Genomic DNA, 16308 nt, shown 5'->3' on the forward strand with positions numbered 1-16308 from the left:
TGAACCATATAATGCTATCCCCTGTATTTCATTCTGCTCTAACCTTTCAATATATAGCTCTTTCTCTAATGCTTTTCCGAATTCTTTTTTCTTATGCTCAAAATATTTCGCGAGCTCTATTACAGCAGCGTATCTGCACTTCTGATTTTGCGAGCAGGACAGTTTTTCCCAAAGCGGCACTGCATCTTCCAAGCGGTTTTGTTTTTTGTACAGGAGCGATAAATCCAGTCGTGCACTGTCCTGATCCTCAAACGGTTTTTCTATAAGCCTTTCCAGCTGTTTGATCGCTTGATCCGTCTCTTTATGAGCCATAAACCATTTGGCCATGGCATAAGCTTCACTGTGTTCTTTTGGCGCATGTGATTCTGAAAGGATTTTTTTAGACATATGAATATACAATGAAATAAGCGATAGCACATCCATTTCATTATGCTGCAGGACGCCTTTTAGAAGATCCGGCTCTTGCGCCTTGATAAAATGAAAATAAAGCATCGGCGCCAAGTAGCCTGGTGTGTCTTCTAGTCTGCGGATGCCGAGCTCTTCTTTTTCAACCGTATCGAGGGATACACGGTCCATTTTATGTTTCCACAGGCGTCTAGCTCCATGTAAAAGGTCAAAGTGGCCGAATTCCGGAAGCTTCGGAAGTCTGTCACGGATCAAGGTATGCCTTGTTTTCACCTGAGGCCAATCAAAGGCTTTGCCGTTGTAGGTCACAAGTGATGTAATGTCAACCTCGCTTAAAAAGCTTTGATACAAGGCGACTTCGTTCCCCGGCTTAGGCAAAAGATGCTGTTTGACTGTCACTCGGTCTTCATACACTCTCGCATGGCCAAGCAAAAAAATGGTATTCCCAGCTCCGCCTCCAAGACCGGTTGTTTCTGTATCAAAGAAAAAGAGATTGTTTTTGTTATACCCTTTTGCTGACAACGTATGAGACAGGCTGCTTTGGTTCCATAATTTGATCACATCCTCAAGCTCAGAAAAATGGTATAACCCATGGCGGTGAGAAAGCGGATATTCTACTTCTCTGATGAGGCAGTATTCATCTTCGAAAAAGAAAGGCTCCATGCCAAAAGCCTCCCACTCTTCTAAAAACGGGATGTCATCAAAGTGGTTTTCTTGTTTGCCAGCTTCTATTTTTTGTTCTCCTTCGTCGAGCACCATGTGCTTTTTCATACGCTGGAGTTTCCCTTTTAATGACATATCCAACCTCCCTCCTTACGACATCTGATCCAACATGCGCAAAATTCTTTCTTTTGCTTTTATCCCTTCTATTTCGGTACCTATACAAGACGGACAGCCGTCATCACAAGGACAATATGTAATCAGCTGTTTCGCCGCTTCATTAATGTCTGAAAAACGTTTAAAGACTTCCTCCGCCAAACCGATACCGCCCGGATAATGATCGTATAAAAATATGGTTGGCAATCCGGTATGGGCTGCTTTGATTTGAGAAACGACATGCACATCGTTTCGGTCACACATGATATACACAGGGACAATATGCTGCAGCACATTCGAAATGCCAAGAAGCAGCTGTTCCAGCGTCTTTTCCCCGATGTCTTCGTCTGCTGTTTTGATTTCGAGCCAAGCTGCACTTGTATGCAGTTCTTCTTCCGGCAAATGAATAGGACCAGAGCCAATATTTTCGAAAGTGGTCATTTTTATTTTTTTAAAAATGGTCGGCAGGGCATTGACAGTGACGTCACCATAGTGCAGTGACGTACGGCTGTTTTCTGTCGTTTTATCAACTTCTAATACTTTTAGCTGAACTGCCAAGTTGGCATCCGTATAATATTCAACATCGACTTTCCTGACATAAGCCTTTTTATGGTCCCAATCGAGTTTTTCTACTTGATACTGAACACCTTCATGCAAATAAATAGCTTCATCATGCAAAAGCGTCATCGCACTAAAACGGTCCATTTCACCGATAATCCTGACATTTGCAATATCCGACTGATCAACTATGACGACATTTTCCTGTGATGCGGAACGCAAACTGATGTTTGAAGCAGGGAACGACTCACTTGCCCAATGATACCGTTCGCCGTTGCGGTGAAGAACGGCCTCTTCCTGAAGATACTCAAGAATATCACTTACATCCATGGGCCCAAATTCTTCATCAGCTCTAAATGGAAGCTCATAAGCAGCACACTTTAAGTGGTCTACTAAAATAATCAAATTCTCCGGATTGATTCTTGCAGATTCCGGCGAACGATTAAAGAAGTATTCAGGATGCCGTACAATATATTGGTCGATCGGCGTCGAATTGGCTACCATGATGATTAAAGATTCACCGTGTCTTCTGCCGGCTCGTCCCGCCTGCTGCCAAGCACTTGCGACACTTCCGGGATAACCCGTCATCACACACACCTGCAGCTGGCCGATATCAACACCAAGCTCTAAGGCATTGGTACTGACCACTCCTAAAATGTCGCCTTCTCTCAGGCCTCTTTCGATTTCTCTCCGCTCTTTCGGAAGATAGCCTCCCCGATAGCCTCTGATTGACTTTGTCCCGATCTCTTTTTTCACAAGCTCCTGAATATGGCTTAAAATAATTTCCACCCGGACCCTGCTTCTGGCAAAAACAATGGTCTGCACTTTGTTTTTAAGAAACTCTTTCGCCAGTTCATTCACTTCTGCAGTTGCGCTCCTTCTAATATTCAGCGGTTTGTTTACAATTGGCGGATTATAAAATACGAAATGCTTGCGTCCGCTCGGGGCACCGTTGTCATCGACCAGCCGCATCGGTTTGCCTGTCAGCTGCTCTCCCAATTCCTTCGGGTTGGCAATCGTTGCAGAAGTGCAAATGAAAACCGGATCACTTCCATAAAACCGGCAGATCCGCTTCAGCCGACGGATCACATTTGCCACATGACTTCCGAACACCCCCCGATAAGTATGAAGCTCATCAATGACGATATACTTAAGGTTTTCAAACAAACTGACCCATTTCGTATGATGCGGAAGAATGGCAGAGTGCAGCATATCGGGATTTGTAATGACAATGTGACCTGCTTTTCTCACCTTTTGCCTGATTGCCGGAGACGTATCCCCGTCATATGTAAAGCTTTTAATGTCAATTCCCATTTCATCGATGATTTCATTTAGCTCGCTCTTTTGGTCCTGTGCCAGCGCTTTAGTCGGAAATAAATATAACGCCCGATTTGTTTCATCCTGGGCGATGGACTGCAGGACTGGGAGGTTGTAGCATAACGTTTTTCCTGACGCGGTTGGCGTAACGGTAACAATGCTTTCTCCTTTTTGCACATAATAAAAAGCGGAATATTGGTGGGTATATAGTTCATCAATGCCCCTTTTCGTAAGGGCAGCTTTGATCCTCTCATCTATACTTTCAGGCATGGGCCTTGTTTTTGCTTCACGAGGCTCAATTTCATGCCAATTCACAACGTTTTCATTTCCTTTAAAATCGGAAATGAGTTCAGTCAGTGATTTCTTTTTCATTCTTTACACCTCTTTGTCAAGTACAGTTTACCGAATATTTGTTTGCATGGCTAGGTGCAAATTTTATACAGTTGAATAAAAAAAGCAAGGCATACGCCCTGCTTATTTCGCTTTGATTGTAAGGAGCTTTGATTCGCCTTTACGGGCAGCCTTTTCGCCTGCCGGCACAATTGATCCTACAGCCTCACCATTCATAATAACGATCGGGATGACTGTGCTGCTCGCTTTTTCTTTTATTAATTCCAAATCACATGTAATCAGCGGGTCACCGACCTTCACTTTATCCCCTTCTTTAATGTGGGCAGTAAATCCTTCTCCGTTCATATTGACTGTCTCCAGCCCGACATGAATTAACAGCTCAATTCCCGAGCGAGTCCGAATGCCAACGGCGTGTTTGGTGTGGAAAATCTGAATGACTTCACCTTCAGCGGGAGAAACGATTTCACCGTTAGAGGGCTCCACCGCTATTCCTTCTCCCATCATTTTCTGTGAAAAAACTGGATCCGGCACATCTGACAGGTCCATTACTGTACCGTCTGCCGGAGAATAAATAACCTCTTCTGTCACTTTTTCTTGAGTTTTGCCCATTCCGAATAATTTTTTCAGCAATGTGTTTTCTCCCTTCTCATTCACTTCAACCGTTATCCCTTCATTCACCACTATTTAACCACACTTTCAATTTTGCTTCAATTTATAACAACATCTGGCATAGACGCATAATCTGGTTAAAAAAAGGCGGTGGCTAAAAGTGGAATTCTATGATGACAAAAAGAACGAACTGCAAAAGAAAGAGGAAATCATAACGGAGGCAATAGACACTCTTTTTCAATCCTCAGCATTCGGCAACCTTATAAACGGATTTCAGAACCTGATCAATTCGAGTTTAAAGGATGTGCAGACGACCATACATGTCAGAGAAAGAGATACTGGGCTTTATGTCGATATTACCATTCCGGCGACGTTTCGAGATGGCGAAATCATCGTTGATGTCAAATCGAGGTATCTCCATGTCACACTCCAAGAAAAACAGAAACACCAAAATGAGGCTACCTTTACAAGCATGACAAGAACGGTGCAGCTTCCTTATGAAGTTCGCCAAGAAGAGATGGAAACATCTTGGAACGAGCAGACAATGACACTATTCTTTCCAAAAAAATAAGCATGAATGAACGATTTATTCATGCTTCTATCATTTAAAAAAGCTGGTAAATCCCTTTATTAAAGATCCGACCTGATTCATTGCACTCATCACTTGACCTGTCGTATCCATCATTTTATTAAAATCAAATTGCCCATTGGCTTTTTTGAACTGCGACATAATGCTTTGAAATTGCGAAGGCTGCTGTTGATTAGGCCTTGGAATAGGATAAGGGTTGGAAAATACAGGCGGCTGCATAGGCATAGGCTGGATCGGAGCATAGGGCTGATAGTAATCCTGCTGTCCATAATGCTGCTGAGGCAGATGTTGCTCCAAATAACCGGGTGCAGCCTGCTGATAATATCCTTGCATTTGCTGAGGATCATAATAGCCCATTTGCCGAGGATAGCTTCGAGAGCTCCTGTTCATTGCGATTCCCCCTAAACTCAACATATTTCTCTTCTATATATGTATGAATGACTTCTATTGTTTGTGTCACGAGTAAAGATTAGTGTTTGTCAAATTGTGTCGAAAGTTTAAATTTTTTAAAAACAGAAAAAAGTCGAATCATTATGGTACCATATTTTCAATACAGATGAGAGGGGATGCACCATAATGAACGTATCATACTTAAGCAAACGTTTTGCAGAAATGAAGAAATATGAAACAGACTGTATGAATAAACTGATGGACTTTGCCAAGTTCCTCTATATTCAAGGACATCTCAGCATAACTGAGTTTCGTAACAGTATGAAGGTTCTCGAAGCAAATGGAGCAGAAAGCCCGGCATATGAGATGAATTAACGTCCGGCCCCCTATAACGAATTTAAAAGAAGACAGCCTTTACCGGCTGTCTTCTCTTGCAATTTCATCCTTTACTGCATGCAATGTATAAAGGACTGACTCAGTGATGTCCTTGAATCGTTTTTTATGAATATGATGAACATATGATTGAAGGACCAATTCCAGGAAATTATCTTTTGCGGTCTCAATTTGCTCTTTATGCACATATTTAGGGCGACGGGCTTTTATCAATTCAAGAGCACCCTCCGCCCAGCGAGCCGCCAGCTCATCATTCTCTTCAACTGCAGGCTTTATCGTCTCAAAAAAATCATAAGAATGATTACTGCTTTTTCCTTCCTGATACCGATCAGCGCCTTTTTCAGCAACTTCAATCATTTTCTCGGTCATTTCCAGCAATGTTTGTGATAGCAATACCTTTCACCTCAATGCCTATCGTACCAAATTTCACTCGTAAATTCAGCCGATGCGGTATACCTTCTCAAACGCATACCTGTGTTCAGGCGATTGATACAGCTCATTTATACAAATATGAAGATCTATGATTTCTTCTTCCAGCACACTCAGGCGATCGTTTTCCGCTTCCCGCATCTCAGCCTCTAATGCATTTACAGAATGATTCAGACTTTGTTCAGCTCGCGTTAATTCATCTTCTATATCAGAAAGCATACGGAGAATATCTGTCTTGCTTACATAACCGGACATTCGTGTACCTCCCTTTCCTCGTCTCTCCGGTTAACATTCTTTGCTCCCCAGGCTCTTTCCTTCTTCATGACAAAACTAGAAGCAAATCGCCAAACAAACAGGTATTCCACGAAAAGCTGAAGTTTTCGACAAAAACACCCGCAAAAATTGTATGATCCTCCTCCTTAATGCAAACGATACTTGTGAGGAGGTGCCGTATGAAAACTAGACCGAAAAAAGCCGGCCAACAAAAAAAGACTGAATCAAAAGCAATCGATTCTTTAGATAAAAAATTAGGCGGCCCGAACCGCCCTTCTACGTAAGAAGCAAGGAATTCCCTTGCTTCTTTATTTTTTCAGCCAATGTTCCACCGCAAAAAGCGCATGAAGCTGACGCTTTTTATGTAAATACCAGTCTGTCACTTCAATCTGCTTCGGCAATTCCTCGCGCCTAAAGAACGTTTTCTTTATCTTTCCATGAAACCAATCTGTTTTCGTTCCGTCTAATGAGTGGATTACCTCAGGGTAGCATGTCCTTAGCATAGGAGATGTTCTCTTTGTAATCCCGATCATCTTTTCCATATCAAAACGGGAACCTGTGTGCGGCACTGTGTGCAAAAAGTGATAAAAAGCGGAAAACAATTCTGGCTTGAACAGCAATTCAGACAGCTGCTTTCCCAGCCTTATCCTTTCCTCCGCCTTTGAAAAGCGTTTCACTGAAATGCCGTAAAGGAACCCGTCTGAGGAAGGAAAAATAACGGTGTTAAAATGAAACCAGTCACTTAAATAAAAAGGAATCGTGTCAAAAACATTCTTTTTAAACGAAGGATTTTGTATAATAGGTGTTTGGATAGTGTTTTGTTCATTTATAATGAGGGCATACATTAGCCGCTCTGTGTTTCGCTCATGCCAAAAACGGTCCCATTCTTCCGACATAAATTGTGAGACGCCAAACACATGCAGAAGATGAAACAGCGGTTTCCCGACTTTTTTTGACCAGTGGTACAAAAGAAGCTGCGGATAGGCATCCGAAAAAATAAGCCAGTTCGCTCTTTCGTAGGCTAAAAAGAACCATTCTTGCTGTCTCTCACGGAGTCCAAGCTGAAACAGACTGCCTTTTAAGTCAGTCATTGACCAGCCGGCATTACGAGAAACGAAAGAAGCCAAGAGTGACCATTTGATTTCCGGATGACGGTCATAAAATGCTTTATAAGCGTTCGTTCTTGAAATGTTATCCGCGTTTTTTGTTTTTGTTTGCTGCTCAATCCGGCTCAGAAGCTTACTGATGGTCTGTTGTTCTTGCACGTTCAATCACTTCCGTTATGAATAGTTTAATAAGGAGGATGAGAAAGTGATTCGGTATCCTAACGGAAAAACATTTCAGCCGAAACATTCGGTTTCATCCCAAAGCAGTCAGAAAAGGGCCCCGTCATACAGTAATCGCGGAATGACCCTCGAAGATGACTTAAACGAAACGAATAAGTATTATCTGACAAACCAAATTGCCGTTATACACAAAAAGCCGACACCTGTTCAAATTGTAAATGTCCATTATCCAAAAAGAAGTGCCGCAGTGATTAAAGAAGCTTATTTTAAACAATCATCGACAACAGACTACAATGGGATTTACAAAGGACGGTATATTGATTTTGAGGCGAAAGAAACGAAAAACAAGACCTCTTTCCCCCTGCAGAATTTCCATGACCATCAAATCGAACATATGAAGCAGGTAAAGGCTCAAGACGGTATTTGTTTTGTTATTATATCCGCTTTCGACCAGGTTTATTTTTTGGAAGCCGATAAGCTGTTTTATTTCTGGGACAGAAAAGAAAAAAACGGCAGAAAATCAATTCGAAAAGATGAGTTGGAAGAAGCGGCTTATCCGATTTCTCTTGGATACGCACCTAGAATTGATTATATTAGTATTATTGAACAGCTTTATTTTTCGCCATCATCTGGTGCGAAAGGTTGATTAACGAAAGGTTGAGATGTTATGTCAGATCAATTTAACAGCCGTGAAGCTCGACGAAAAGCGAACAGCAAGTCGAGTCCTTCACCAAAAAAAGGAAAAAAACGGAAAAAGGGCGGATTGTTTAAAAAGACCCTTCTCACTTTACTCATTCTGTTTGTTTTAGGCGTTGTCGGCGGTGCCGTTACATTTGCCGTCATGGTTTCAGATGCGCCAAAACTGGATGAAAGTAAATTGAAGACGCCTTATTCATCAACAATATACGATAAAAACGGAAAAGAAATCGCTGAAGTCGGCGCTGAAAAACGGACCTACGTGCCGATAGATCAAATACCCGATGTTGTGAAAGAAGCCTTTATCGCGACAGAAGACGCTCGTTTTTATGAGCACCACGGGATTGACCCTGTCCGTATCGGCGGCGCCTTAGTTGCCAACTTTACAGACGGCTTCGGAGCTGAAGGCGGAAGTACGATCACCCAGCAGGTCGTTAAAAACTCCCTTCTTTCACATCAGAAGACGTTAAAACGGAAGGTGCAGGAAGTTTGGCTTTCAATTCAGCTGGAGCGCAATTACTCTAAAGATGAAATTTTAGAAATGTATTTAAACCGGATTTATTTTTCTCCTAGAGCATACGGAATCGGAAAAGCGGCGGAAGAGTTTTTCGGCGTCACAGATTTAAGCAAATTGACTGTCGAACAGGCTGCCACACTGGCGGGCATGCCGCAGAGCCCAACAGCGTACAACCCGGTTAAAAACCCGGATAAAGCGGAAAAAAGACGGAACATCGTCCTCAGTCTGATGAAAAAACAAGGATTCATTTCTGATTCTCAATACAACAAAGCGAAAAAAGTGGCAGTGAAAGACGAAGGCATTGTGTCACAGAAGGAATATGAAAAAACAAACTCAAATAAATACAGCGCGTTTGTTGAAGAAGTCATGAAAGAAATTGATGAAAAATCTGATGTCGATCCATCTGCTGACGGATTAAAGATTTATACAACATTAGATACAAAAGCACAAGATAAACTAGATGAATTAATGGACGGAGACACTGTCGGATTTACTGAAGGTATGCAGGGCGGCGTGACGCTTCTCGATACAAAAACCGGAGAAGTCCGCGCGATTGGTGCGGGAAGAAATTCTACGGTTGGAGGCTACAATTACGCGACCCAAGCTAAGCGACAGCCTGGATCTACCATTAAACCTATTCTCGACTACGGTCCAGTTATTGAAAATAAAAAATGGTCAACTTATGAGCAAATTGATGACTCAGCTTACACGTATTCAGATGGAACACCTATTCGAGACTTTGACCGCAGATATAAAGGACCAATGTCTATGCGTGAAGCACTGGCACAATCTCGTAATATTCCAGCTTTAAAAGCATTCCAAGCAGTCGGAAAAGATACAGCGGTAGACTTTGCCAATGGACTTGGGCTGGGATTAGATAAAGATACTGTATATGAATCCTACTCTATTGGAGGATTCGGAGAAGGGAATGTCGGTGTCTCTTCACTTACAATGGCAGGAGCATACAGCGCCTTCGGAAATAACGGAACATATAATGAACCGCATTTTGTAAAGTCTATTGAATTTAACGATGGCACAAAGCTTGATTTAACACCAAAATCAAAGTCAGCCATGAGCGATTATACTGCGTTTATGATTACAGATATGCTGAAAACAGCTGTTAAGACAGGTACTGGACAGCTCGCCCAAGTTCCGGGAGTGGAAGTTGCAGGTAAAACAGGTACAACAAACTTTGATGAAACGGATATGCAAAAATACAATATCGCACAAGGCGGTGTACCAGATTCATGGTTTGTAGGATATACACCTCAATATACCGCTGCTGTTTGGACAGGTGTAGATTCTCAAAATAAGATAGGGAAAAAATCTTTAAATAAAACAGAGCAACAGATTGCAAAGCGCATCTTCGCCCAACTCATCGCCGATGTCGATGACGGAAGCGGATCATTTGAGAAGCCTGACAGTGTAGTGGAAGCCACTGTAGAAAAAGGCTCTAATCCGGCAAAACTGGCAGGGCCAAATACGCCAAGCGATAAGAAGCTCACAGAGTACTTTGTTAAAGGCACAGCTCCTTCTACTGTTTCTAAAACATATGAGAAAGAAGAAAAAGAGGAAACAGCTAAATTGTCTGGTTTAAACGTGAAATACGATAAAGACAATCAATCTCTAACGTTAAGCTGGAATTACGACGGAGATGCGACCTTTGCTGTTAAGCAATCTGTTGATGGCGGCAGCTACTCGGAAATTCAAAACAGCTCTGCAAAAGAAGCAGTCATTTCGGGTGTGCAGCCAGGATCTGTGTACAAATTCGAAGTAACAGCCGTCAGTGATGATGGCAAAAGCACAGCTTCCACATCCTATGAGGTGCCAAAAGCTGAAGACGATGAAGATAAAAAAGACCAGCAACAAACGGATGATGAAAAACAAGATGATGAGAAGACTCAGGATGATACACAAACTGATGATTCTCAAAAAGATGACGGTCAGACGGATCAAGATCAGACAGATGATTCAACAAACGATCAAGACAATAAACAAGACAACACGAACACCAATCCGTCCGACAACAGTAACCAAGACCAATCAAACGATAACGACAACAGTAACAACCAGGATACATCGGATGGTGATTCGAACTCTGGTAAAAATGATTCATCAGGTTCTGACACGAATAAAAATAAAACAGACACATCTAATAAAGCACAAACAAACTCATCATCAACTCAAAAAACAAATTAAACAAAAAAGCCGTCACCCTTCGGGTGATGGCTTTTTTTGTTCATAAATAAACCTCCCCTTTTAAGAGAAGGTTTTATCGATTCATCGCATGATATTTATAAAAATGCTTTTTCATTTCAGTAAACAGCTCATCCAGCTGAATAAAGCAATGATATTGAGTCGGCTTGAGGAGGATAAATTCCACTCGTTCGGCCCAATTGATCGGCATTACGGGGAATGATTTCTCCGTCAGTTCTGCCCAATCAAGAGATTTCACCCGCTCACCTGCTGTCCAATGAAACGAAGCAAGCAAACACACAATGCCCTTCAGCATGTCATTTTGATCGCATCTCGATTTTCGTGTTTGAAAGACAGGCAGAAGTGATTCTTTAATGTCTTCCCACACATTAAATAAAAGCGGAACATACTTACCTCTGTCCTCCCATGGCAAAACACCTTGAGATTCCGTGCTGAAATCAAAATACACAGGGCTAACCAGCAAGACATCTTTCATATCCGGGGAGATCACCGGGCCAAGACTGCGCAAGTATTCCTCATAGGAAGCCAACACTTCTTTCGCTTGCGTCATCGTTTCACCAGTCCTTTTTTATCTCTCTTCTGCCCTTCTCTGCATAAAGAAAGCAGCGGACATTCCGCACAGCGCGGAGATTGGGCTTTACAGTGATATCTGCCGAAGAAAATAAGGCGGTGATGCGTAACGGACCAGTCTTCTTTTGGAACCTTGCGCATCAGCGTCTTTTCAACTTCCAGCACTGAGTCCTTCCACCGGCAGATACCCAACCGTTTGCTGACCCTCTCCACATGGGTATCTACGGCGATGGCCGGCACACCAAAGGCAACCGATACCACTACGTTAGCAGTCTTTCTTCCGACCCCTGGCAGCTTAACAAGCTCATCACGGTCCCTCGGCACTTCTCCGCCGTACTCTTCAATAATCATTTTACTCAGTTTTTGAATATTTTTCGCTTTATTACGATATAAACCGATTGATTTAATATCTTGCTGAAGCTCTTCCAGCGGGACAGCCAAATAGTCTTCCGGCCGTTTATATTTTTGAAATAATGTTTTGGTCACTCTGTTTACAAGTGCATCTGTACATTGAGCAGATAAAGCGACAGCCACCACTAATTCAAAAGGATTGGAATGAACCAGTTCACACTCCGCATGAGGAAACATGTCACCTATCTTGTCCAAACAGAATTCAATTTGTTTTAGATTTAACACGATTGTCACCTTTTCACTTTATTGTTCAAGCCAATTGTAAAAAGGAACCTGCCTTTTATACTCTTTTTGCGGTTCATTCTGCTTTGCTTGTACCCGCCGGAATTTTTGGCTGTGTATTTTTGCCTGCTCCACAGTTTTCAGCCCGTTTTTCTTCCATTCAAACAAAATCCGGTCAATGTAGCGGAAACTGAGTTTTCCTGACAGTACAGCTTCTTTTAACGCGTGTTTGATCAGTTGTGCGTCATGCTGATCCTGGTCCTGCCAGATCGCCAGCGTTTCACACTCTAAAGGTGATAAGGGCCTTGCGAACTCTTCCTCAAAAATGGTATAAAGGCTTTTTTGTTCCCCTTCTGCTTTTCTTTCCTGTGTTTGATTCTGTACAAGCTGAATATACTCGTACAGCTTGCCCCATAAAGGCTGGAGAGAATACTTCTCAAATTTGATGCCGTTTTGATCCTCGCATTCTTCAATGAACAGAAAGCCTTTTTGAATAAACATGCGCAATCTGTTTGTACATTCCTCGACAGAAATTGACATACCTTCCTGCAGCTGATTCGGTGTAGGAAAATATGATCCTTTTTCTAAATGCATTTTAATTTTTAACAGCAGAATAAGTTCTGTTTCATTAAGCCCAAGCTGTTTATAATGCGTGAGCAGAAGATTGGGGATTGTTGATGTTCCATGCTCCTGCATATCAATAAATTGCTGTTTTTTCATCGTCACACCTCTTACTGTAAAGGATTGTGATTTCCCCTTTACTGTAAAAAGTCTCCCTTGCAGGAGACTCTTTTTTGTTTCATTTGAATGTATTACGGATACAGACGGTTTAACAGTCTTGGGAACGGGATCGTTTCACGAACGTGAGGCGCTCCGCTAATCCAAGCTACTGTCCGCTCTAATCCAAGACCGAAGCCTGAATGAGGAACTGATCCATATTTTCTAAGTTCAGCATACCATTTATATGCGTCAGAATCCAGTCCATGTTCTGTAAGACGCGATTCCAAAAGTTCCATATCGTGAATCCGTTCAGATCCGCCAATGATTTCTCCATAGCCTTCCGGTGCAATCAAGTCAGCGCAAAGCACGACGTCCTCACGGTCAGAAGCCGGCTGCATATAGAACGGTTTTAAAGACGTCGGATAGCGAGTGATGAATACCGGTTTGTCATAGTGTTCAGCAATTGCTGTTTCATGAGGCGCTCCGAAATCATCTCCCCACTCGATATCGTCAAAGCCTTTTTCTTTCAGAAATTCAATCGCTTCATCATACGTGATTCTTGGGAAAGGAGCTTTGATTTGCTCAAGTTTTGACGTGTCTCTTCCCAATGTGTTTAATTCAATTTTGCAATTCTTAAGAACGGATTGCACGATGAAAGAAACGTAATTTTCCTGTACTTGAAGGTTTTCTTCAAACTCTACAAACGCCATTTCCGGTTCAATCATCCAGAATTCGATTAAGTGGCGTTTTGTTTTAGACTTTTCCGCTCTGAATGTCGGTCCGAAAGAGAATACTTTTCCTAAAGCCATTGCCGCAGCTTCCATGTAAAGCTGGCCGCTTTGAGACAGATACGCATCTTCATCAAAGTACTTTGTCGCAAAGAGCTCTGTTGTTCCTTCAGGTGCACTTCCAGTCAGAATCGGCGGATCCACTTTTACAAAGCCTTCGTTATTAAAGAATTCGTAAGTCGCGCGAATGATTTCATTACGGATTTTCATGATCGCATGCTGGCGCTTTGAACGAAGCCATAAATGTCTGTGATCCATCAAAAATTCCGTACCATGTTCTTTTGGTGTAATTGGATAATCAGTCGCTTCGTGAATGACTTCAATATCTGTCACAGCTAGTTCATATCCAAGCGGGGAACGCTCGTCCTCTTTGACAATCCCTTTTATATAGAGTGACGTTTCTTGAGTCACTGATTTAGCTGTTTGGAAAATGCTTTCTTCCACTTCCGCTTTTACTACGACACCTTGAATAAAACCAGTACCGTCCCGAAGCTGTAAAAATGCAATTTTCCCGCTTGAACGCTTATTAGCGACCCAAGCTCCGATCGTTACTTCCTCACCTACGTGCTTGTACACTTGGTTGATTGTTGTTTTCAACATATTTCCCTCCAAAACAAGAAAGACATTCGGAAGCTTATTGCCCCGCGAACTCTTTTATCATCACTTTATTATACCCGCTCTTAACTAACCGGGTCAATGCAGATAAAAAGCGGCTTTCTGTCAGCCGCTTTTTTATCTATTAGCTATGTTTTTCGACAAAACGTTTGATTCTTTCAATCGCTTTTTCAAGAAGATCTAGCGAGGTGGCATAAGAAAGACGGACATTTTCAGGAGAGCCGAATCCGGATCCAGGAACAATCGCAACTTTTTCCTCCTCGAGAAGCGCTTTAACAAATTCATCTACATCTTTGAAACCGCAAGATTGAGCCGCTTCTTTTGCATTCGGGAACAAGTAAAAAGCACCCTCCGGCTTCACACAGCTGAACCCAGGGATTTCTACGAGCTTTGCATAGATCGTGTTTAATCTATGTTCAAAGGCTTCTCTCATTTCTTCCAATGGCTCAGAAGGTCCGTTATAAGCAGCAATCGCTCCGTACTGTGCGATTGATGTCGGATTTGATGTGCTGTGGCTAGCAAGGTTCGTCATTGCTTTTATAATGTCTTCAGCTCCAGCTGCATAGCCAATTCGCCAGCCCGTCATGCTGTGTGACTTCGATACGCCGTTTATAATGACCGTTTGCTCTTTCAGTCTGTCAGACAGCTGTGCAATGGAAACATGTTTCTTTCCGCCGTATGTAAGTTTTTCATAAATTTCGTCAGACACAATTAGGATGTCATGTTCAAGGCATACTTCACCAAGCGCAGACAGTTCTTCTTCCGTATACATGACTCCAGTCGGATTGCTTGGAGAGTTAATAACGATTGCTTTTGTTTTTTCCGTAATCGCATTTTTTAGCTGCTCAGGCGAAATTTTGAAGTGATTTTCTTCAAGCCCTTGTACATAAACAGGCTTTCCGCCAGCGAGTTTCACCTGCTCTGGATAGCTTACCCAGTAAGGCGTCGGAATAATGACTTCATCTTCTTCATCCAAAATCACTTGGAAAAGGGTGTACAGAGCATGTTTGGCACCAGTGCAGACAATAATTTGAGACGGTTTGTATTCAATATTCTGGTCACGTTTAAATTTCTCTGCAATGCTGTTTTTCAGTTCAGCCAAGCCACCTGAAGGCGTGTATTTCGTATGGCCCTCGTTCATCGAACGCACAGCGGCATCAATAATGTGCTGCGGTGTATTGAAGTCCGGCTCGCCTGCGCCTAAACCGATGACATCATGGCCCGCGGCTTTCAGTTCTTTCGCTTTCGCTGTGATTGCCAGTGTGGTTGATGGTGTTAATGCGGATACTCTTTTTGCCAGTTTCAACTTGAACTCCCCCTAATTCGTCTTAAGGCGTGATATTTTTAAGAATCTTTCCAGTTGTAAAGTCCACATAACTTAAACTGTATTGCCCTTCTTTGTCTAAGTACGTCACTTCCCATAGCAGAACGTTACCTTCTCTTGCCAGATGAACCTCTTTTTGTTTTGAAACCAGCCCTTCATCCTGTATGATTTTCGCCGCTTTGTCTTCCGAGATTCCCTCTTTTGCTTCTTTTGAGAGAATTTTTGCTTTTTTATTAGCAGGAACCCAGACATATAAGGCAGTGCCTTTTTTATCCGTACCCTTGACAACATAATATTTTTCTTTTCCGACAAATGTTTCGACTTGATCAACATTGGCGAGATCGGTTTCTTTTTTAGCTTCAGCAGCTGCTGCTTCGTGCCCCTCTTCCTTTTGTGCCATGGCTGATTTATAAATGCTTGCCGAGACAAGAAGTACTGCTAAAAAAATAATACCAAAAATGGCGGTAAATATTAATGCTTTTTTTCTCATCTTCTCACCTACGTACGATAAATGGTAAAAACGGCTTGGTTTTTGTTTTCTTCATCAAGTGCAAGACCGAACATCAGATTGTCTCTTTTCAGTGTCCGATTCAGTGTGTCCACAATTTTATACAAATCATCAGAATGCTCTACATTAATTGTTGAAAGAATCTCAATTTTACTTTCCATTTTTTCACCCTCCAGTTTGAACAAATATTGTTAGTCATACTCCATTTCAGGACACGCCATACTAGTATCACAGAGCGGGAATAACCGCTTTTAAATAAAACATCATCCTACTCCCACACCGCAAAAGCCGCTTTATGCGGCTT

Annotated in this window: 18 protein-coding genes and 1 pseudogene; 5 read left to right on the top strand and 14 right to left on the bottom strand. The window is 42.2% G+C overall.

From position 1 onward, the window contains the following. The 3 genes from mrfB to C1T29_RS12700 all read right to left on the bottom strand — a co-directional run. The coding region (gene mrfB / locus C1T29_RS12690) for a metal-dependent exonucleaseMrfB (RefSeq protein ID WP_231516495.1) at positions 1–1203 on the bottom strand (1203 nt) is incomplete at its 3' end. 15 nt (positions 1204–1218) lie between these two features. Beyond that, positions 1219–3468, bottom strand: a complete 2250-nt coding sequence (mrfA, locus tag C1T29_RS12695) for an ATP-dependent helicase MrfA (protein ID WP_103749633.1) — start codon at positions 3466–3468, stop codon at positions 1219–1221. A gap of 102 nt (positions 3469–3570) precedes the next feature. Then, positions 3571–4077 carry a PTS sugar transporter subunit IIA gene (locus C1T29_RS12700; RefSeq protein ID WP_024571849.1) on the bottom strand — a complete coding sequence of 169 codons (507 nt, stop codon included), beginning with the start codon at positions 4075–4077 and terminating at the stop codon, positions 3571–3573. A gap of 139 nt (positions 4078–4216) precedes the next feature. Between C1T29_RS12700 and C1T29_RS12705 the strand changes: the two are divergent. Continuing rightward, a pseudogene (locus C1T29_RS12705) lies at positions 4217–4637 on the top strand (Hsp20/alpha crystallin family protein). A gap of 20 nt (positions 4638–4657) precedes the next feature. On the opposite strand, the gene C1T29_RS12710 reads toward C1T29_RS12705, so the two are convergent. Beyond that, positions 4658–5035, bottom strand: a complete 378-nt coding sequence (locus C1T29_RS12710; RefSeq protein WP_014664370.1) for a YppG family protein — start codon at positions 5033–5035, stop codon at positions 4658–4660. A gap of 186 nt (positions 5036–5221) precedes the next feature. On the opposite strand from C1T29_RS12710, the gene C1T29_RS12715 reads away from it, so the two are divergent. Next, positions 5222–5410 carry a YppF family protein gene (locus C1T29_RS12715; protein WP_003230690.1) on the top strand — a complete coding sequence of 63 codons (189 nt, stop codon included), beginning with the start codon at positions 5222–5224 and terminating at the stop codon, positions 5408–5410. A gap of 39 nt (positions 5411–5449) precedes the next feature. Here C1T29_RS12715 and C1T29_RS12720 read toward each other — a convergent pair whose 3' ends face one another. Then, complete coding sequence (locus tag C1T29_RS12720) at positions 5450–5821, bottom strand: YppE family protein (RefSeq protein WP_014664371.1); 372 nt, start codon at positions 5819–5821, stop codon at positions 5450–5452. 45 nt (positions 5822–5866) lie between these two features. Next, positions 5867–6112 carry a DUF5446 family protein gene (locus C1T29_RS12725; protein WP_014664372.1) on the bottom strand — a complete coding sequence of 82 codons (246 nt, stop codon included), beginning with the start codon at positions 6110–6112 and terminating at the stop codon, positions 5867–5869. Between the two features lie 197 nt (positions 6113–6309). On the opposite strand from C1T29_RS12725, the gene sspM reads away from it, so the two are divergent. Then, entirely contained in the window at positions 6310–6414 is a 105-nt protein-coding gene (sspM, locus tag C1T29_RS12730) for an acid-soluble spore protein SspM (RefSeq protein WP_003225606.1), read from the top strand. A gap of 24 nt (positions 6415–6438) precedes the next feature. Here the strand turns inward: sspM and C1T29_RS12735 are convergent, their stop codons facing one another. After that, positions 6439–7401, bottom strand: a complete 963-nt coding sequence (locus C1T29_RS12735) for a DUF2515 domain-containing protein (protein WP_103749631.1) — start codon at positions 7399–7401, stop codon at positions 6439–6441. A gap of 40 nt (positions 7402–7441) precedes the next feature. On the opposite strand from C1T29_RS12735, the gene recU reads away from it, so the two are divergent. Beyond that, entirely contained in the window at positions 7442–8062 is a 621-nt protein-coding gene (recU, locus tag C1T29_RS12740; RefSeq protein WP_014664374.1) for a Holliday junction resolvase RecU, read from the top strand. A 21-nt stretch (positions 8063–8083) separates the two neighbouring features. Further along, entirely contained in the window at positions 8084–10828 is a 2745-nt protein-coding gene (locus tag C1T29_RS12745) for a PBP1A family penicillin-binding protein (RefSeq protein ID WP_095431528.1), read from the top strand. A gap of 73 nt (positions 10829–10901) precedes the next feature. Here C1T29_RS12745 and C1T29_RS12750 read toward each other — a convergent pair whose 3' ends face one another. The 7 genes from C1T29_RS12750 to C1T29_RS12780 form a co-directional block, all read right to left on the bottom strand. Next, the gene (locus C1T29_RS12750) at positions 10902–11396 is read right to left on the bottom strand and encodes a YpoC family protein (protein WP_095431527.1); all 495 of its coding nucleotides are present in this window, start codon (positions 11394–11396) and stop codon (positions 10902–10904) included. Continuing rightward, complete coding sequence (nth, locus tag C1T29_RS12755) at positions 11393–12052, bottom strand: endonuclease III (RefSeq protein ID WP_014664377.1); 660 nt, start codon at positions 12050–12052, stop codon at positions 11393–11395. The genes C1T29_RS12750 and nth overlap by 4 nt, the downstream gene beginning before the upstream one ends. A gap of 18 nt (positions 12053–12070) precedes the next feature. After that, positions 12071–12769: a DNA replication protein DnaD gene (dnaD, locus tag C1T29_RS12760; protein ID WP_014664378.1), complete on the bottom strand. Its 699-nt coding sequence runs from the start codon at positions 12767–12769 to the stop codon at positions 12071–12073. Positions 12770–12861: 92 nt separating this feature from the next. Continuing rightward, on the bottom strand, positions 12862–14154 hold the full coding sequence (gene asnS / locus C1T29_RS12765) for an asparagine--tRNA ligase (protein WP_040083776.1): 1293 nt from the start codon (positions 14152–14154) through the stop codon (positions 12862–12864). Positions 14155–14296: 142 nt separating this feature from the next. Continuing rightward, positions 14297–15478 (bottom strand): aspartate transaminase AspB, encoded by a 1182-nt coding sequence (gene aspB, locus C1T29_RS12770; protein ID WP_014664380.1) that lies wholly within the window; start codon positions 15476–15478, stop codon positions 14297–14299. Positions 15479–15500: 22 nt separating this feature from the next. Further along, entirely contained in the window at positions 15501–15986 is a 486-nt protein-coding gene (gene tseB, locus C1T29_RS12775) for a cell wall elongation/penicillin-binding protein regulator TseB (RefSeq protein WP_040082796.1), read from the bottom strand. Positions 15987–15994: 8 nt separating this feature from the next. Further along, positions 15995–16165 carry a YpmA family protein gene (locus C1T29_RS12780; protein WP_003225588.1) on the bottom strand — a complete coding sequence of 57 codons (171 nt, stop codon included), beginning with the start codon at positions 16163–16165 and terminating at the stop codon, positions 15995–15997. Positions 16166–16308 lie beyond the last annotated feature (143 nt).

The sequence above is a fragment of the Bacillus sp. MBGLi79 genome (genome assembly GCF_002953915.1).